The 17,262-nt window shown below is 72.6% G+C and carries 14 protein-coding genes; 2 read left to right on the top strand and 12 right to left on the bottom strand.

Annotation, left to right across the window (positions count from 1 at the left end; translation table 11 throughout):
- Positions 1 to 14: 14 nt before the first annotated feature.
- The 10 genes from BKA05_RS18700 to BKA05_RS18655 all read right to left on the bottom strand — a co-directional run bounded on the left by BKA05_RS18700 (position 15) and on the right by BKA05_RS18655 (position 13,614).
- Entirely contained in the window at positions 15 to 3,017 is a 3,003-nt protein-coding gene (locus BKA05_RS18700) for a glycosyl hydrolase (RefSeq protein WP_179532774.1), read from the bottom strand.
- A gap of 212 nt (positions 3,018 to 3,229) precedes the next feature.
- Entirely contained in the window at positions 3,230 to 3,448 is a 219-nt protein-coding gene (locus BKA05_RS18695; protein WP_343045759.1) for a LuxR C-terminal-related transcriptional regulator, read from the bottom strand.
- 1 nt (position 3,449) lies between these two features.
- On the bottom strand, positions 3,450 to 5,009 hold the full coding sequence (locus tag BKA05_RS18690; RefSeq protein ID WP_179532772.1) for a rhamnulokinase: 1,560 nt from the start codon (positions 5,007 to 5,009) through the stop codon (positions 3,450 to 3,452).
- On the bottom strand, positions 5,006 to 7,069 hold the full coding sequence (locus tag BKA05_RS18685) for a bifunctional aldolase/short-chain dehydrogenase (RefSeq protein ID WP_179532771.1): 2,064 nt from the start codon (positions 7,067 to 7,069) through the stop codon (positions 5,006 to 5,008). The genes BKA05_RS18690 and BKA05_RS18685 overlap by 4 nt, the downstream gene beginning before the upstream one ends.
- 42 nt (positions 7,070 to 7,111) lie before the next feature.
- Complete coding sequence (gene rhaI, locus BKA05_RS18680) at positions 7,112 to 8,305, bottom strand: L-rhamnose isomerase (RefSeq protein ID WP_179532770.1); 1,194 nt, start codon at positions 8,303 to 8,305, stop codon at positions 7,112 to 7,114.
- The gene (locus BKA05_RS18675) at positions 8,305 to 8,691 is read right to left on the bottom strand and encodes an L-rhamnose mutarotase (RefSeq protein WP_179532769.1); all 387 of its coding nucleotides are present in this window, start codon (positions 8,689 to 8,691) and stop codon (positions 8,305 to 8,307) included. The genes rhaI and BKA05_RS18675 overlap by 1 nt, the downstream gene beginning before the upstream one ends.
- 177 nt (positions 8,692 to 8,868) lie before the next feature.
- Positions 8,869 to 9,894, bottom strand: coding sequence for a rhamnose ABC transporter substrate-binding protein (gene rhaS / locus BKA05_RS18670; protein WP_179532768.1), 1,026 nt, complete (start codon positions 9,892 to 9,894; stop codon positions 8,869 to 8,871).
- Positions 9,895 to 9,917: 23 nt separating this feature from the next.
- Entirely contained in the window at positions 9,918 to 11,018 is a 1,101-nt protein-coding gene (locus tag BKA05_RS18665; protein WP_179532767.1) for an ABC transporter permease, read from the bottom strand.
- Positions 11,015 to 12,064, bottom strand: a complete 1,050-nt coding sequence (locus BKA05_RS18660) for an ABC transporter permease (protein ID WP_179532766.1) — start codon at positions 12,062 to 12,064, stop codon at positions 11,015 to 11,017. Before BKA05_RS18660 ends, BKA05_RS18665 begins: the two co-directional genes overlap by 4 nt.
- Positions 12,061 to 13,614, bottom strand: coding sequence for a sugar ABC transporter ATP-binding protein (locus tag BKA05_RS18655; RefSeq protein ID WP_179532765.1), 1,554 nt, complete (start codon positions 13,612 to 13,614; stop codon positions 12,061 to 12,063). Before BKA05_RS18655 ends, BKA05_RS18660 begins: the two co-directional genes overlap by 4 nt.
- A gap of 218 nt (positions 13,615 to 13,832) precedes the next feature.
- On the opposite strand from BKA05_RS18655, the gene BKA05_RS18650 reads away from it, so the two are divergent.
- A complete protein-coding gene (locus BKA05_RS18650; protein WP_343045758.1) occupies positions 13,833 to 14,855 on the top strand; it encodes a LacI family DNA-binding transcriptional regulator in 1,023 nt (340 codons plus the stop codon).
- 115 nt (positions 14,856 to 14,970) lie between these two features.
- A complete protein-coding gene (locus BKA05_RS18645) occupies positions 14,971 to 15,534 on the top strand; it encodes a hypothetical protein (RefSeq protein WP_179532763.1) in 564 nt (187 codons plus the stop codon).
- A 26-nt stretch (positions 15,535 to 15,560) separates the two neighbouring features.
- On the opposite strand, the gene BKA05_RS18640 is transcribed toward BKA05_RS18645, so the two are convergent.
- Together BKA05_RS18640 and BKA05_RS18635 are read right to left on the bottom strand one after the other, a co-directional pair.
- Positions 15,561 to 16,604, bottom strand: coding sequence for an AI-2E family transporter (locus BKA05_RS18640; RefSeq protein ID WP_179532762.1), 1,044 nt, complete (start codon positions 16,602 to 16,604; stop codon positions 15,561 to 15,563).
- Positions 16,601 to 17,230 carry an endonuclease gene (locus BKA05_RS18635; RefSeq protein ID WP_179532761.1) on the bottom strand — a complete coding sequence of 210 codons (630 nt, stop codon included), beginning with the start codon at positions 17,228 to 17,230 and terminating at the stop codon, positions 16,601 to 16,603. The genes BKA05_RS18640 and BKA05_RS18635 overlap by 4 nt, the downstream gene beginning before the upstream one ends.
- Positions 17,231 to 17,262 lie beyond the last annotated feature (32 nt).

Raw genomic sequence — 17,262 nt, 5'->3', positions numbered from 1 at the left:
TTACAGACGAGTCCTCAGACCCGCGTCTCGACGTAGGGCACCAGCCGGACGGGGCCGACCAGCCCGTAGGCCTGCCGGGACGCCACCCCGTAGACGTCGGGCGTCACCGTGCGCAGCCGGTTGAGCAGGGTGCTGGCGACCTCGACCTCGATCTCGTTGCGTCCCGCGCGCAGCCACGCCCCGACGTCGACGGTGGTCACCAGCGGGTCGCACGGGCCCACATCGTGGCCGTTGACCCGGACGCGGAAGGTGTCGTTGACCTCGCCGAGCTCGAGCAGGGCGCCGTCCTCCGTGCGCCAGTCGCGGCCGAGATCGACCTGGGTGCGGTAGCGACCGATCCCGGAGACGTCCTCGAACCCCGGGACCTCCGACCAGGACACGAGCTGCTCGAGGCGCACCCGGCGCACGGGCTTGACCGTCTCGGTCGCGGAGGCACCCGGCTGCCAGTCCTCCACCTCGACATCCCACCCCGTCAGGGCGAGCGGCTCGCGCACCCGGGACACGCGTGAGGTCACGGTGCGGCCGTCGAGCAGCGTGGTCGTCACCGTGCCGGCCGTGGCCGTGCGTGCCACGACGTGGCGGGCCTCGACCCGCACGCTGTCGGCGGTGGTCGACGTGGCGCCGACCGGCCTGGCACCGTGGGGCGGCACGAGCGCGACCAGGGTGCTCTGGCCAGGTCGGAGGTCGACCCGCACGCGCACCCGGTCGCCGTCGCGCTCCCAGAGCCCGACCGGCGCCACGGCACCAGTCCAGGCGTCGAGGAGCAGCGGCACGGCGTCCCGGCTGGCGGAGGTGAGCCACACGTCCTGCGTGACTCTCTGCAGCCGCCGGTTCTCCGCGTGCTTGGCGTTGGCCAGGTAGTACAGGTCGACGTCGCCGAGGACCCGCCGCACGTGCATCACCGTCGAGTCCTGGTGCACCACGTCGCGCTCGACGCCGAGCTGGGCCAGCGCCTCGCCCACCTGCGCCTCCGCGACGGTGCGCGTGGTGGGCCGGCCGGCGACCTCAGCGAGCAGGGCGCGGACCTCGGCCGCTTCGGCGTCCGTGGCGATCCCGGTCGGGTTGACCTGGGACCAGTCGCCGATGAGCACCACCGGCAGGCCGGCGCGCGCGAAGTCGGCGAGGCGGCGCGCCGTGGCCAGGTCGAGGGTCACCTCCTGGCTGCGCAGCTTGTCCGGGCCCAGCACCAGCGCCTTGTACGCCGGCCCGTCGGGCGCCAGCACGCCGTCGCGCACGGTGACACCGGGAAGGTCGAGCAGCGAGCCGGTCGCGAAGGAGTGCGACCAGCCGAGCTTGGTGCCGTTGTTGGTGATCCAGTGCGGACCGATGCCCGTCGACGCCCAGCCCTTCTGCCGCAGGAAGACCATGTCGTACTTCGGGGCGCCGGTCTGCAGCACCATCTGGGTGCGGGAGAGGTAGCCGGCCACGTCGGGCATGTGCTGCCACTGGGGGGTCCGCGGTCCCCACGCCTCGCCGTACCCGACCGCTCCGTTGTAGTACGGCGAGAAGGCCGCGAAGCCCGGCCAGGACACGTCCGGCGCCTCGGCGTAGGCGAACCCGTGGAGCATGGCCTGGTTCACGCCCGCCGCGAAGATGCTGTTGAGCGTCTGCAGGGCGCGGTCCCAGGTGGTGCTGTACGCCGCCCCGAAGTAGCACGCGGCCTCGCACGACAAGATCGTGCGACCGCCGAGGTCGCGGCCGCCGGCCATGACGCGGTAGTCGTCGAGGTTCTTGAAGCCCAGCGACTCGGTCTCGGGCACGTCGAGGAGCGCCGAGTGCTCCACGGTGTCGGTCTCCAGGCCGTAGGGCTGGACCCGCAGGCCCATGCCCAGCGACCGCGCGAAGCCCTGCAGCGGCAGGAGGTGGTGGTCTCGGTAGAGATCGGACAGCACCTGGTTGAAGTCGTCGCGGACCCGGTTGGTCTCGGGGCCGCCGAAGGTGAACTGGTACTTCTCGTCCAGCTCGACGACCAGCGGAAGCCACGGCAGCAGGTCGTAGCCGGCGCGGGTACGGAACTCCTGGGGCAGCCGTGGGGTCCAGATGGTCACGTGGGTCTCGATCTCGAGGGAGTCCTCGAACAGGTAGCCTCCCGCGGCACCGAGCAGGCGGCGCATCTCGGTGTCGAGGATCCGCTCGCGCCACAGGTCGCTGACCGCCCGGGCCCCGGCGGACGAGAAGTGGTCGACGACGTAGGAGCGCGGGTCGGTGTGCGGGCCGGCCTCCGGCTCCTGGGCCGAGCCGCGGACCCAGTAGGACAGCACCAGCCAGGTGCCTCCGTCCGGGGCCGTCCAGCGCAGTCGGCCGTCGCGGACCTCACCGGTGAGGTCGACGTAGGAGTCCTGCTCGATTCGCGTGCCGTTGCGGTCGGTCGCGCCAGCGCGGAACGCCTGCACGGCGAGCAGGTCCTGGCGGCTGACCGTGGTCGCAGCAGCCTCCAGCGGTGCGGGCACGACGTCGTCATACGTCGCCCCACCGGCGACCTCGACCCGGCCGTGCGCCAGCTCGGTGCACGCGGCCTCGTCGTCGGGGGTGATGGTCGGGACGGCGGCGGGCCAGGACGGACCGACGGTGATGTCGATGCGCACCCCACGTTCGGCGCCGCGCCTCAGGGCGGCCTTGACGCCGGCGACCCAGGCGGGCGTGCCCCACCCGTGGGTGGCCAGGTCGAAGGAGATGCCTCGGGCGCGCAGGCTGTGGGTGACATCGGCGACCTCGAGTACGCCGAACCCGGCGTCGGCGACCTGGTCGACCTCGCGGGCGACCTCGTCCGGGTCGACCCGACCGTGCGGCCACCACCAACGGAAGCCCGCGGCGGAGTCCAGCCCCGGGCGGGCGAAGGCCCGTCCCAGGTCGGACGGCAGACCCTGCGTCCCGGGCACGGTCGAGGGCGAGGCGGTCGCGGCCTGACCCAGCACGCCGACGGCGGCGGCGACACCGGCGGTCGCGGCCGTGGCCCCCAGCAGGCGGCGGCGGGTGACGGCGGCGGGGGTCGTGGGGGTCGACGTCTGGGACGACACGGCGGGGGTGTGGTCATTCACGGAAGCTCCTGGGGATGGGATGCGAGGGGACCACGGGCAGCACCGGAGCACGGGGGTGCCGGTCGACCCGAAAGGGCGACGGACGACGCCCTGAAACGATTCATGACCGTAGGCTCCGAATGTGACGACCGCAACAGCGTGACCGGATCCGGTCACCCGTGCACCCGCAGCGCGGCTGGGACCGGGCACGGTCAGATGACACCGGCGCGGACGCCGGCGACGACCGCCTCGATGGTCGAACCGACCCCGAGCCCGTCGGCCACGGCCCGCAGCCGTCGCCGCACGGTGCGCTCCGAGAGACCGAGTCGGCGGGCGATGCCGTCGTTGGTGTGGCCTGCCGCCGCCAGCGCGAGGATCCGCTGGTCGACCTCGTCGAGGTCGACCAGAGGTCGAGGTACCGGGTCCCCCACCTCAGCCGCGTCCGCCGCGGGCACCGCCTGAGGCCGCGCCCTGCCCCAGCACCCGGCGTTCCGCCGCGTGCCAGTCGGCGCCGCCGCGCGCGGCGGGCGTGGGCTCGAAGCGGTGCAGCTCGTGGGTACGCCGGATCAGCGACCGCATCGCGGCCAGGTCGGCCAGCTCGGTGCTCCCCTGCTCCTGCAGCAGCGCGCGGGCCTGGACCAGCACGTTGCCCAGCGCGGCGGCCTCCGAGGGCCCGGCGAGCACGGGGAGACCGGTGGCGTCGGCGGTGAGCTGGCACAGCAGGTGGTTCTGCGAGCCGCCACCCACGACGTGCACGACGTCCACCTCGCGGCCGGCGAGCTCCAGCGCGGTGCGCAGGTGCCGGCGGTAGGCCAGAGCGAGGGAGTCCAGCACGCAGCGGGTGACCTCGACCGGCGTGGTCGGCACCGGCTCGCCGGCCTCGGCGGCCAGCTCGCGGATGCGCGAGGGCATGTCGCCCGGCGGGAGGAGGCGGGGGTCGTTGATGTCGACGACGGTCCGCAGCGCGGGTGCGTCCTCGGCCGCGGCGAGCAGCGCGACCAGGCCGGTGCCCTCGACCCGCTGGTCGGCCCAGGTGCGCAGGCACTCCGAGAGGACCCACAGCCCCATGACGTTCTTGAGGAAGCGCACGGTGCCGTCGACGCCGCCCTCGTTGGTGAAGTCCGCGCGGCGGGCGGCCTCGGTGAGCACGGGGGCGTCGAGCTCGAGACCGACCAGCGACCAGGTGCCCGAGGAGATGTAGGCGAAGCGGTCGGTGTCGGCCGGCACGCCCACGACCGCGGAGGCGGTGTCGTGGGAGCCGACCGCGACGACCGGCACCCGCTTCGGGATGCCCGCGTGACGACCGACCTCGGAGAGCACGGGGCCGATGATCGACCCCGGCTCGCGCAGCGGCGGCAGGATCGACCACGGCAGCCCGAGCTCGCCCATCAGGTCGCGCGCCCAGTCACCGGTGGTGAGGTCGTAGAGCGCGGTGGTCGAGGCGTTGGTGCGCTCCACCCCGATGGTGCCGGTCAGCCAGTAGGCCAGCAGGTCCGGGAGCAGCAGCAGGTGCTCGGCGGACTCCAGCGCGGCGGTCCCCTGCGCCGCCACCAGCTGGTAGAGCGTGGAGAACGGCAGGTCCTGCAGCCCGGTCGTCGCGTAGAGCCGCGCCGGGTCGACGGTCGCGGCGACCTTGGCCGCCACACCGTCGGTGCGGGCGTCGCGGTGGGAGTAGGGATTGCCCAGCAGGGTCCCGTCACGGTCGAGCAGGCCGTAGTCGATGGCCCAGGAGTCGATGCCGATGCCGTGCAGCGGTCCGGTCTCGGCGACCCGGCGGATGCCGGTCAGCACCTCGCGGTGGATGCCGAGCACGTCCCAGAACAGGCCGTCGCGCACGCGCACACCGCCGTTGGGGAAGCGGTGCACCTCCTCCAGGTGCAGCGAGCGGGCGCTGACCGTGCCGGCCATGATCCGGCCGCTGGTCGCGCCCAGGTCGACCGCGGCGACGCGCAGCGCCGAGCCCGACGACCCGGCGCGACCAGCCCCGGTCATCGCAGGAAGGCCGCGGCCACGCCGGCGTCGACGGGGACGTGCAGGCCGGTGGTGTGGGTCATCTCCGGCCCGCAGAGCACGAAGACGGCGTTGGCGATGTGGGAGGGCAGCACCTCGCGCTTGAGGATCGTGCGCTGGGCGTAGAACTTGCCCAGGTCCTTCTCCTCCACCCCGTAGACCGCCGCGCGGTTGGCGCCCCACCCGCCGGCGAAGATGCCGGACCCGGCGACGACGCCGTCGGGGTTCACGCCGTTGACCTTGATGCCGTGCTCGCCCAGCTCGGCGGCCAGCAGCCGCACCTGGTGGGCCTGGTCGGCCTTGGCTGCGCCGTACGCGACGTTGTTGGGGCCGGCGAAGATCGAGTTCTTGGACGAGATGTAGACGATGTCGCCGCCCATCTCCTGGGCGATCATCGCCTTCGCGGCGGCCTGGGAGACCAGGAAGGAGCCCTTGGCCATCACGTCGTGCTGGAGGTCCCAGTCCTTCTCTGTGGTCTCCAGCAGCGAGCGCGACAGCGACAGGCCGGCGTTGTTGACGACCAGGTCCACGCCACCGAAGGCCAGCACCGTCGCGTCGAGCATCGCCTGCACCGCGGCGGCATCGGAGACGTCGACCTGCACGCCCACGGCCACGTCGGCACCCTTGCCCCCGGCGATCTCCTCGGCCGCGGCCTGCGCCTTGGCCAGGTCCAGGTCGGCGATGACGACGCAGGCCCCCTCGGCGGCCAGCTTCTCGGCGGTGGCTCGGCCGATGCCCGAGGCGGCGCCGGTGACCAGTGCCACGCGGGTCGCGAGCGGCTTGGGCTGCGGCATCCGCTGGAGCTTGGCCTCCTCCAGCGCCCAGTACTCGATGCGGAACTTCTCGCTCTCGTCGATCGGGGCGTACGTCGAGAGCCCCTCGGCCCCGCGCATCACGTTGATCGCGTTGACGTAGAACTCACCGGCCACGCGGGCGGTCTGCTTGTCCTTGCCGAAGCTGAACATGCCGACGCCCGGCACCAGCACGATGAGCGGGTCCTTGCCGCGGATCGCGGGCCACTCCCCGCCCAGCGCGGCGGCGTTGCGGTCGTAGTAGGCCTGGTAGTCCTCGCGGTAGGACACCGCCAGCTCCTGCAGCCGGGCGATCGACTCCTCGACCGACGCGGTCGCGGGCAGGTCGAGGACCAGCGGCTTGACCTTGGTGCGCAGGAAGTGGTCGGGGCAGGAGGTGCCCAGCTCACCCAGCCGCGGGTGCTCGGCGTGGGCCAGGAAGTCCAGCACCACCTCGGAGTCGGTGAAGTGACCGACCATCGGGCGATCCGCCGAGGCGATGCCGCGGATCGTGGGCGCCAGTGCGGCGGCCTTGGCGCGACGCTCGGCCTCGGGGAGCGCGGCGTACCCCTCCAGCGCAGGCCCGAAGGGCTCGGCCTTGCTGTGCTCGGCGATGTACGCGGCGGCGGTGTCGATGATCCACAGGCTGTGGGCCTCGGCCTCCTCACTCGTGTCGCCCCAGGCGGTGATGCCGTGGCCGCCGAGGACGCAGCCGACCGCCTGCGGGTTCTGCTCCTTGATCTCGGCGATGTCCAGGCCGAGCTGGAAGCCGGGGCGGCGCCACGGCACCCACACCACCTTGTCGCCGTAGATCTCCTTGGTCAGCGCCTCGCCGTCCGCTGCGGTGGCGATGGCGATGCCCGAGTCGGGGTGCAGGTGGTCGACGTGCGCGGCGTCGACCAGGCCGTGCATCGCGGTGTCGATCGACGGCGCGGCACCGCCCTTGCCGTGCAGGCAGTAGTCGAAGGCCGCGACCATCTCGTCCTCGCGCTCGATGCCGGGGTAGACGTCGACCAGCGCGCGCATCCGGTCCAGGCGCAGCACCGCCAGGCCCGACTCCTTCAGGGTGCCGAGGTCGCCGCCGGAGCCCTTGACCCACAACAGCTCGACCGGCTCGCCGGTGACCGGGTCGGTCTCGGTGCCCTTGGCCGAGGTGTTGCCGCCGGCGTAGTTGGTGTTCTTCGGGTCCGCGCCCAGGCGGTTGGACCGGGCGATCAGGTCGGCGGCGGTCGGGTTCGGCGTGGTGCTCATGGCTCTCTCTCGGGTCGGGGTGCGCGCTGGGTCGGGGGTGGGTCAGGTCCAGCTGAGCTGGGTGCCGCCGACGCGGGCGGCCTCGATCTGCTGCTGGTAGCCGGACTCGGCGTAGGCCTTCATCGGGTACGCCGGCAGCCCGCGCTCCTCGCGCCAGGCGGCGAGGTCGGCGCGGACGTCGGTCTGGTAGGCGTCCATGAAGACCTCGTGGGCGCCGAGCACGTCGCCGGCCTCCTGCGCGGCGGCCAGCGCGTCACGGTCGACGAGCAGCGCGCGGGCGGTCATCTCCTGGACGTTGAGGACCGAGCGGATCTGGCCGGGGATCTTGTCCTCGACGTTGTGGCACTGGTCGAGCATGAACGCGACGTCGCTGTGCCCGTCGGGGTTGGCCGGGCCGTAGCCGCCGCCGCGGATCACCTCGAAGAGGATCCGGAAGAGCTGGAACGGGTCGGCCGACCCGACGATCAGGTCGTCGTCGGCGTAGAAGCGGGAGTTGAAGTCGAAGGAGCCCAGCCGGCCCAGCCGGAGCAGCTGCATGACGACGAACTCGATGTTGGTGCCGGGCGCGTGGTGGCCGGTGTCGAGGCAGACCGTCGCCTGGTCGCCGAGGGCCACCACCTGGGCGTACGACGTGCCCCAGTCCGGGACGTCGGTGTGGTAGAACGCCGGCTCGAAGAACTTGTACTCCAGCACCAGGCGCCGCTCGGGCCCCAGCTCCACGAGCCGCTCGTAGATGGTGGCCAGCGAGTCGGCCAGCCGGTCCTGGCGGCCGCGTAGGTCGGCCTGGCCCGGGTAGTTCGAGCCGTCGGCCAGCCAGATCTTCAGGTCGCGCGACCCGGTCGCTGCCATCACCTCCAGGCACTCGAGGTGGTGGTCGATCGCCTTCTGGCGGATCTTCGCGTCGACGTGGGTCAGGCCGCCGAGCTTGTAGTCGTCGTCCTGGAAGGTGTTGGAGTTGACCGTCCCCAGCGCGACGCCCTGCTCGGCGGCGTAGGAGCGCAGACCGGCGTAGTCGTCGACGAGGTCCCACGGGATGTGCAGCGCGACGCTCGGGGCGAGCCCGGTGAGGCGGTGCACGGTCGCGGCGTCGGCGATCTTCTCCTCGATGGTGCGCGGGGCACCGGGGCTGCCGAACACCTTGAACCGGGTGCCGGAGTTGCCGAAGGCCCACGACGGCAGCTCGATGGCCTGGCCCTCGAGCTGCGGGGCGATCTGGGCGAAGCGTGCGGTGGTCATCACTGGCTCTCGTTCGGTCGTGCGGGGCTGGCGGGTGCGGCGGGGTCGGAACGGCTGGGCAGCTGGTCCTCGAGGTGGAAGACCTCGGGCAGCAGCCGGAAGCTCTCGTCGGGCGGACGCCCGTCGGTGCCGACGAAGAAGTCGGCCATCTCGGCCTGCCACCGGGCGTTGACCTCGGTGGCGGCCATGGCGGCCTGCGCGGCGGTCAGGTCGTCGGCGACGACGTACCCGACGAGCAGGCCGTCCTCCCGCAGGAACAGGGAGTAGTCGCGCCAACCGGTGTCGTGGAGGGCCTGGCACATCTCTGGCCAGACCGCTGCGTGACGCTCGGCGTACTCCGCCAGCCGGTCCGGGCGGACCTGGAGGGTGAAGCAGTGGCGCGGCATGGGGGCTCCCTGTTCCTGCGGGTAGGTGTCACTCAGAGGTGATTCGTTTCAACAACGGGCGGGCGGCAGCGCTGGTGTTCCGATCCTCGACCGGGTCTCGACACGCCGGTTGCGACCTCGTTCCTCGGTCGCACGGCTCGCTCGACCACCATCAGCGGTTCCGCTCCGCGTCCCCGCTCAGAAGTCGAAGTCCCCGATGTTGTCGGCGTTGAAGCGGAACGGCTCGCCGAGCAGGACGACGGAGTTCTCGCCCACGGTGTAGTCACCGAGCTTGCCGGCCTCGAAGGTGTCGCCCTCCTCGCCCTCGATGTCGCCGCCTGCCAGGGCGGCAGCGGCGTACGCCGCGAGGTAGCCCAGGTCGCCCGGGTTCCACAGGGCGAACTCCGCGACAGTGCCGTCCTCGACGTACTCGCGCATCTGGTTGGGCGTGCCCAGGCCGGTGACGGCGACCTCGCCCTTGTACTGCGAGGTCGAGACGTAGCGGGCAGCAGCCGCGATGCCGACCGTGGTCGGGCTGATGATGCCCTTGAGGTCGGGGTGGCTCTGCAGCAGCGCCGCGGTCTTGTCGAAGGAGGTCTGGTCGTCGTCGTCGCCGTAGACGGTGTCGACGAGCTCGATGTCGGGGTAGTTGGCGTCGAGCTCCTCCTCCATCAGCGCGATCCACTCGTTCTGGTTGGTCGCGTTGGCCGCGGCCGAGAGGATCGCGATCTCACCGGAGCCGCCGATCTGCTCGGCGACCATCTCGACCTGCACCTTGGCGATGCCGGCGGCGTCGGCCTGGGAGATGTAGAGGTCGCGGCACTCGGGGTCGGTGTCGGAGTCGAAGGTGACGATCGCGGTGCCCGCGCCGGCGGCCTCCTCCAGCGCGTCGCAGATCGCGGTCGGGTCGTTGGCCGACACGATCAGCGCGTCCGCGCCCTGCTGGGCGGCGGTGTTGATGAAGGGGACCTGGGCGTCAGGGGTGGCAGTGTCGGGGCCGACCTCCTCGACGGAGGCGCCGAGCTCGCCGGCCGCGTCCTCGGCACCACCGGTGGAGGTGTCGAAGTAGGGGTTGCCCAGGTTCTTGGGGAGCATGGTGATCGAGAGGTCACCGTCGCCGGAGGCGGACTCGCCGTCCCCGTCGCTGCCGCAAGCGGTCAGGCCCAGGCCGGCGACGAGAGACAGGGCGGCGAGCGCCGTGAACCGTCGGTTCTGGAACGTCATCGTACGTACCTTTCGTGGGGTGATCAGGGCAGTGACCGCTTGCCGGTGGCTGCCGTGGACCTGCTGCGCAGGCCCGCCCTCGCCCGGAGGAGCCCCGAGGCCCGGGAGAGGAAGCTGGGGGAGACGACGGAGAGCACGAGCAGCACTCCGACGACGATCTGGATCTTGTCGACCAGGTCGGTGTTGAACCGCATGGCGGAGTTGATGACGCCGATCAGCAGCACGCCGGCGAGGACGCCGTGCAGGGCGCCGCGGCCGCCGAAGATCGACACGCCGCCGAGGAGCACGGCCGCGATGACCTGGAGCTCCATGCCGGTGGCGTTGTCGCCTCGGGCGCTGCCGTAGCGCAGCGTGTAGTAGACGCCGGCGAAGGCGGAGATCGCCCCCGCCAGGACGAAGAGCACGAGCTTGGTGCGGGCAACGTCGACGCCGGAGAAGCGGGCGGCCTCGTCGTTGAGCCCGATCTCGAAGACACCGCGGCCGAAGGTCGAGAAGTGCAGCAGCACCGCGAAGGCGATCGCGAGGACCGCGACGACCAGCAGGATCCACGGGTAGGGCTGGCCCTCGACGATGCGCTGCTTGGCCAGGTCGGTCCACTTCTCGGGGAAGTCGGTCTTGGCCTCCGTGCCGAGCAGGCCGACCGCGATGCCGCGGTAGAGCGCGAGCGTGCCGATGGTGACCGCGAGGCTGGGCAGGCCGACGTAGGCGACCAGGAAGCCGTTGACCCCGCCGGCCAGGGCGCCGACGGCGATGGCGACCAGGGCCGCCATCGGCAGCGAGAGGCCGGCGTCGACGTGGAGGATGCCGACCAGGACCGAGCTGAGCCCGACCACCGAGGCGACCGACAGGTCGATCTCGCCGGTCACGATGATCAGCGTCATCGGCAGCGCGATGAGCAGGATCGGTGCGACGTCGAGGAAGAGGTAGTAGAGCGTCAGCGGGCCGTCGAAGTTCTCGACGCGCACGTAGGAGAAGGCGTAGACCGCCACCAGTGCCGCGATGATCGCGGACTCACGGGTCAGCAGGACGCGCTGCCACAGGGGCCTGGAGTACGCCGCGTAGGTGCGCGCCTCGCCGGAGGTCAGCGCTGCGCCGGCGGCCGGGGTCGTGGAGCGGGTGCTCATGCCGGCACCTCCTGTCGGGTCGGGCTGGCGGTCGGGGGCGGATCGGTGGGTGCTTCGCGATCGGCGGCGAGCCGCCTGGCCTGCCGGGCGGAGAGCACCCGGTCGAGCACGACGGCGGCGAGGATGAGCGCACCGACGACGGCGCGCTGCCAGAAGTCGCTGACCCCGAGGATCGGCAGCGAGGAGTTGATGGTCGTGAGCAGCACGGCGCCGATGGCCGCGCCCCACACGGTGCCGACGCCACCGAAGATCGCGACACCGCCGATGACGGCGGCGCCCACGGCCTGCAGCTCGATGTCACGGCCGGCGCCGGAGGAGATCGAGCCGTAGCGGGCGGCGTAGCAGACCCCGGCGAGGCCGGCCAGCGCACCGGAGAGCACGAAGGCCGACAGCACGCGCTTGGTGGTCTGCAGCCCGTAGAGCACGGCGGCGTCGGGGTCGGAGCCGATGGCGTACATCTCGCGCCCGCCGCGGGCGGTCCACAGGTAGTAGCCGACGGCAGCGAGGACGACCAGCGCGATGATCGTGAGCACCGGGATGGTGAGGACCTGCTTGGTCCCCAGCGCCAGGAAGCCCTTGGGCATGTCGGAGGCGGTGATGCGGTCCGACCCGGCCCAGGACAAGAAGATGCCGCGGTAGATGTAGAGCGTGCCGAGGGTGATCACCAGCGCGGGCACCTTGCCGAAGGTCACCAGCACGCCGTTGACCAGGCCGAGCAGGCCGCCGAACACCAGCCCCGCGAGGAAGACGGCCACCACGGGCAGGTCGGGGTAGGTCGTGTAGAGCTTGCCGACGGCGTACGCCGTGAGGCCGAGCGTCGAGCCGACCGACAGGTCGACGTTGCGGGTGATGATCACCGCGGTCTGGCCGACGGCCAGGATCAGCAGCATCGAGGGGTTGAGCAGCAGGTTGCGCCACCCGTCGGGGCTGAAGAGGAAGTTGTCGTTCTTCAGCGTCGTGACGACGACGAGCGCCACCAGGACGACGGCGACGGCCAGCTCGCGGGAGCGGACGACGTGGGACAGGGCTCGGGTCGCGGAGCTCATGCGGACACCTCCGTCTTGTCGGCCGCGTGCGGCTCGTGGTGGGCACCGCCGGCGGTGTGGCCGTCGCGGTGGGTGGCGGCGTGCATGACGGCCTCGGCGGTCGCGTCCTCGCGGGGCATGTCGGCGGTGAGCCGGCCCTCGCAGACCACGAGCACCCGGTCGGCCATGCCGAGCACCTCGGGCAGCTCGGAGGAGATCATCAGGATCGCCATCCCCTGGCCGGCGAGGTCGGAGAGCAGCCGGTGGACCTCGGACTTGGTGCCGACGTCGATGCCGCGCGTGGGCTCGTCGATGATCAGCAGCCGCGGCTCGGTGGCCAGCCACTTGGCGATGACCACCTTCTGCTGGTTGCCGCCGCTCATCGTGGCCGCGCGCATGTCGAGGGCGGAGGTCTTGACCTCCAGGCGACCGGCCCACGGGCCGACGGCGTCGTTCTCCATCGAGGTGGTGAGCAGGCCCGCGCGGCTCAGGCCGCGGCGGATCACCGCGGCGACGTTGCGGGCGACCGAGGCCTCGGTGACCAGGCCCTGCTGGCGGCGGTCCTCGGGGATGAAGGCCATCCCGGCACGGATCGCCTCACGGGGCGAGCGCTTGCGCACCGGGGCGCCGCCGAGGGTGACGGTGCCGGCCTCGTGGTCGTCGATGCCGAAGACGGCGCGGGCGATCTCGGAACGACCGGCGCCGACCAGCCCGGCCAGACCGACGATCTCGCCGGCGCGGACCTGGAAGGAGACGTCGTGGAAGCGGCCGGTGGCCGACAGGTCACGCACGTCGAGCACCACGTCGCCGACCTCGGCCGGGGTCTTCGGGAAGAGGTCGGTCACCTCGCGGCCGACCATGAGGGAGACGATCTCGTCCACGCTGGTCTCGGCGATGCGCTGGGTGCCGACGTACTCACCGTCGCGCATGACGGTGACGGTGTCGCACAGGTCGAAGACCTCGTCGAAGCGGTGGGAGATGAAGACCAGGGCGCGGCCCTCGTCGCGCAGGCTGCGGGCGACGGTGAAGAGGCGGTCCACCTCGACACCGGACAGGGCGGCGGTGGGCTCGTCCATGATGAGCAGCGAGGCGTCGAGCGAGATGGCCTTGGCGATCTCGAGGATCTGCTGGTCGGCGATCGAGAGGCCGCGGGCCGGGCGACGCGGGTCGATCGCGACGCCGAGCCGCTCGAAGAGCGCGGCAGCCTCGGCGTACATCCGGTGCCGGTCGATGCGGCGCGAGGCGCCGACCGGCTGACGACCCATGAAGATGTTCTCGGTGACGTCGAGGTCGGGGAAGAGCGTCGGCTCCTGGTAGATCACCGCCACCCCGGCGGCCTTGGACTCCGCCGTCGAGGTGAAGTCGGCGTCCCCGCCCAGCAGGCGGAAGACGCCGGAGTCGCGGCGGTGGACGCCGGCGACGATCTTGACCAGCGTCGACTTGCCCGCGCCGTTCTCGCCGACGAGGGCGTGGATGGTGCCCGGCTCGACCCGGAGGGAGCCCGAGCGCAGGGCGGCCACCGCACCGAAGGACTTGGCGACGTCCTCGAGGACCAACGTCGGCTCCGCCATCACCACTCCTGAGTTGAAACGTTTTAAACGACGTGGGCGACCGTACGTGTCGCCCGTCACAGCCGTCAAGAGTGTCAGGCAGATTTCGCGTGGGAGTCCGCAGGTGGAGGCAGACCACGGTCTCACTGGACTATCCCAGCGGGGGCACTATGGTCGTGCCCACAACGTTTCAGAGGTGTTGCCCTGCAGGGGCGCCCCGGACCGGCGGGAGGGATGTCGTGGCCAGTTCCCGCTCGGTGTCGGTCAAGGACGTCGCGGCCGCTGCCGGCGTCTCCCTCGGCACCGTCTCCAACGTGCTCAACCGGCCCGACCGGGTCAGTGCCAGCACCCGGCAACGGGTGCAGGCGGCGATGGCCGACCTCGGATTCGTGCGCAACGAGTCGGCGCGACAGCTGCGGGCCGGCACCAGCCGCACCCTGGCCTACGTGATGCTCGACGCCGGCAACCCCTTCTTCACCGACGTCGCCCTCGGGGTGGAGGCGGCGGCCGAGGAGCAGGGCCTCACGGTCATGCTGTGCAACTCCGCCAACCGGGAGTCCCGCGAGCGGGCGCACGTCGAGCTGCTCGAGCAGCAGCGCGTGCAGGGCGTGCTGGTCACCCCCGTGGACCCGCACGCCGCCTTCCTCGACCGCCTCTCCTCACGGGGCACCCCGGTGGTCATCGTCGACCGCACCCGCGACGACGACGCCTTCTGCTCCGTCGCCGTCGACGACGTGCTCGGGGGGCGTCTGGCGGTGGAGCACCTGCTCGACCGCGGCCACGAGCGGGTCGCCTTCGTCGGCGGACCGGCCTCGATCGGCCAGGTGCGCGACCGGTTGCGCGGGGCCAGGGACGCCTGGGCCGACGCCGGGCTCCCCGACGGGGACCTCGTCGTGCTCGAGACCGACCAGCTGGTGGTCGGCGAGGGCCGAGAGGCGGGCGCACGACTGGCCGGACTGCCTGCCCGGCGGCGCCCCACGGCCGCGTTCTGCGCCAACGACCTGCTCGCGCTGGGGCTCCTCCAGCACGCGATCAGCACCGGGCGCTCCGTGCCCGAGGACCTCGCCATCGTCGGGTACGACGACATCGAGTTCGCCGCCGCTGCGGCCGTCCCCCTCACCTCGGTGCGCCAGCCGCGCCAGCTCCTCGGCCGCACCGCCGCCGAGCTGGTCCTCGCCGAGGCCTCCGACCCCGGTCACCGGCACCAGCAGGTGCTCTTCACCCCCGAGCTGGTCGCCCGGGCCTCGACGGCGGGTCGCTGAGACGGTGCGCGTCCCGCCCGGACTGGTCTGATCCACCCGCCCGCCACGGGTAACAACGCATCCACAGTTCCCGCGAACCCCTCAGGTCGGGGCCGCGGATTCCTATGGTGTGGGTATGTCCAGTCGCTGCGAGCTCTTCGACGCCTTCGGCTCCCGCTGCCGGGGTACGACGGTGGGCCGGTGCGCCGAGGACCGGATGTCCTTCTGTGCGGCTCACCGCGGCTTCCGGCGGGGCGTGCCCACGACCGACTGGTGCGCGGCGTGCGAGGGCCAGACGGTCGACGCGCGGCGTGAGGCCCGGGCGGTCGCGGCCGACCAGGACGTCGCGGCGACGCGGCTGGTGGAGCGGCCCGAGGACCTGGCCGACCTGGTGCGTGCCCGCGGTGTGCAGCCCAGCGTCGGCGCGACGGTGCGGATCGCCAGCGGCGGCTGGCTCCGAGGTCGCCGCCAGGAGGCCGAGGACACCCGCTTCTGGCTGATCACCCTCGAGCCGGACGACACGGACCCGACCCGCGAGGTCGGCCTGGGCCTGACCACGCACGGCGAGTGGGTGCGCCACGTGCGCCCCGCCGGCTCGGGCCTGCCGCCGACGCTGGAGCACGGGATCGTGCCCACGACCAGCGGCGCCCGCCAGCTCGTCGGCTGGCTGCACCGGCACAACGTCGACCTGCCGGGCTGACCCCGGGGCACCAGCCGCACAACCGCTCAGCCGGGTCTCTCGCGCACCTGCTCGGCCAACCGCGTCACCACGGCCACGAGCGGCACGGCCACGACGGCGCCGATGACCCCGGCGGCGCTGGCCCCGATCGCGACCGCGACGACGACCGCCGCCGGGTGCAGGTGCAGGGCGCGCCCCATCACCAGCGGCTGCAGCAGGTTGCCCTCGACCTGCTGCACCACGATCACCGCGAGCACGACCAGGAGGGCCACCAGGGGGCCCCGGGTCACCAGGGCCACCGCGACCGCGAGGGTCCCCGCGACGGTCGACCCGACGATGGGCACGAAGGCACCGAGGAAGACCAGGCAGGCCAGCGAGGTCACCATCGGCACCCCGAGCAGCAGCAGGGCGATGGCCACGCCGACGGCGTCGATGGTGGCGACCACGACGGTCCCGCGCACGTAGCGCGTGAGCACGTCCCACACCGCGTCACCGCCCTCGGCGACCGCCGCCCGGCGACCGGCGGGCACCCAGCCCACGACCCACTGCCACCACCGCGGGCCGTCGCGCAGCAGGAAGAACCACACGAACACCGCCAGCGCGAGCCCGCCGAGCACCTGGACAGCCCCGGTCGCCGCCGCTGCCGGGCCCGGCAGCAACGACGGCAGCCCCTCACGGACCCGGTCCTCGAGATCGGTCAGCTGCCCCTCCGTGACCGGGAACGACGAGCGGATCAAGGCCTGCTCCACGTCCGCGAGCGCCTGGGACGCCGCCCTCTGCAGGTCCTCGGTCTGGGCCAGCGCCCGGTCGACGACCAGGGCGAGGATCCCCACGACCGCCACGATCCCGGTGACCAGCGTGGTGAGCGAGGCCAGCCAGGCCGGTAGCCACCTGCCGAGCCAGCTGGCCATCGGCCGCGTCAGCGCCGCGAGGAGGAGCGCGGCGAGCAGCGCCGCGGTCACCGACGGGACGGCCATCAGGACCTGACCCAGCAGCCAGGTCGCCCCGGCCAGCACCAGCAGGCACAGGACGACGAGGGTCGCCGAGGCCAGGCGGCGCGGCACCAGGGGAGCTCCGTCGGCGCCGTTCACCGCTCCCGCACCCCCGTCGGGCCGAGTCGTGCGAGCGTGGCGGCGAGCGCCACGAAGCGCCCGTCCGGCACGTGGTCGGTGAGCCGACGGGCATCGGCACTCAGGCCCGCGGCCGTGGCCGCCCTCCGAGCACGCTCGTCGAGGTGGGGGCCGAGGTCCGGCCAGACCGCCTGGACCTCGCGCACGAAGATGCCGGCGCCCACCGGGCCCAGACGGGGGACCGCCTGCAGCTCCTCGGCGACCTCCGCGGGTCCGTCGCACCGGTCGCGGACCAGCCGCAGGTCGTCGTCCCAGCGGTTGCGCACGAGCGCGGCGCCCTCGGCGAGCGCGGTCGCGGTGCTCTCGTCGTAGCGGCGGTAGCCTCCCCGGCCGAGCGCCTCGACCCGCTGCTGCCAGGTCGACCCACGCATCCGCTCCGGGCTGGTGAGTCCGGCCGCCCAGAGCTCCCGCGCGGCTGCCGCTGCCACCTCCGCGCGGATCCGGGTCGAGGCGAGCATGCACAGCACGAGCAACCGGTAGAGCGCCGCCGGCTCGTCGCGCAACGCGACCTCTCCCTCGTCGGCGTAGGTGCGACCGTCGCGCTCGAGCAGCTCACGGCAGGTCCGGGCGGGGTCTGGATCAGCCATGGGGGACGCCTACCCGCTGCGCCGTCGAGGAC

This window comes from Nocardioides marinus, assembly GCF_013408145.1.
Classification (GTDB): Bacteria; Actinomycetota; Actinomycetes; order Propionibacteriales; family Nocardioidaceae; genus Nocardioides; species Nocardioides marinus.
This window is presented reverse-complemented; position numbering and strand designations above follow the sequence as displayed.

What these genes read in the sequence shown, in the direction of transcription:
- rhaI (WP_179532770.1), bottom strand. Translation starts at nt 8,305, where the DNA reads ATGACCACCGCACGCTTCGCCCAGATCGCCCCGCAGCTCGAGGGCCAG.
- BKA05_RS18675 (WP_179532769.1), bottom strand. Translation starts at nt 8,691, where the DNA reads ATGCCGCGCCACTGCTTCACCCTCCAGGTCCGCCCGGACCGGCTGGCG.
- BKA05_RS18660 (WP_179532766.1), bottom strand. Translation starts at nt 12,064, where the DNA reads ATGAGCTCCGCGACCCGAGCCCTGTCCCACGTCGTCCGCTCCCGCGAG.
- BKA05_RS18635 (WP_179532761.1), bottom strand. Translation starts at nt 17,230, where the DNA reads ATGGCTGATCCAGACCCCGCCCGGACCTGCCGTGAGCTGCTCGAGCGC.
- BKA05_RS18645 (WP_179532763.1), top strand. Translation starts at nt 14,971, where the DNA reads ATGTCCAGTCGCTGCGAGCTCTTCGACGCCTTCGGCTCCCGCTGCCGG.
- BKA05_RS18690 (WP_179532772.1), bottom strand. Translation starts at nt 5,009, where the DNA reads ATGACCGGGGCTGGTCGCGCCGGGTCGTCGGGCTCGGCGCTGCGCGTC.
- BKA05_RS18655 (WP_179532765.1), bottom strand. Translation starts at nt 13,614, where the DNA reads ATGGCGGAGCCGACGTTGGTCCTCGAGGACGTCGCCAAGTCCTTCGGT.
- BKA05_RS18665 (WP_179532767.1), bottom strand. Translation starts at nt 11,018, where the DNA reads ATGAGCACCCGCTCCACGACCCCGGCCGCCGGCGCAGCGCTGACCTCC.
- rhaS (WP_179532768.1), bottom strand. Translation starts at nt 9,894, where the DNA reads ATGACGTTCCAGAACCGACGGTTCACGGCGCTCGCCGCCCTGTCTCTC.
- BKA05_RS18685 (WP_179532771.1), bottom strand. Translation starts at nt 7,069, where the DNA reads ATGAGCACCACGCCGAACCCGACCGCCGCCGACCTGATCGCCCGGTCC.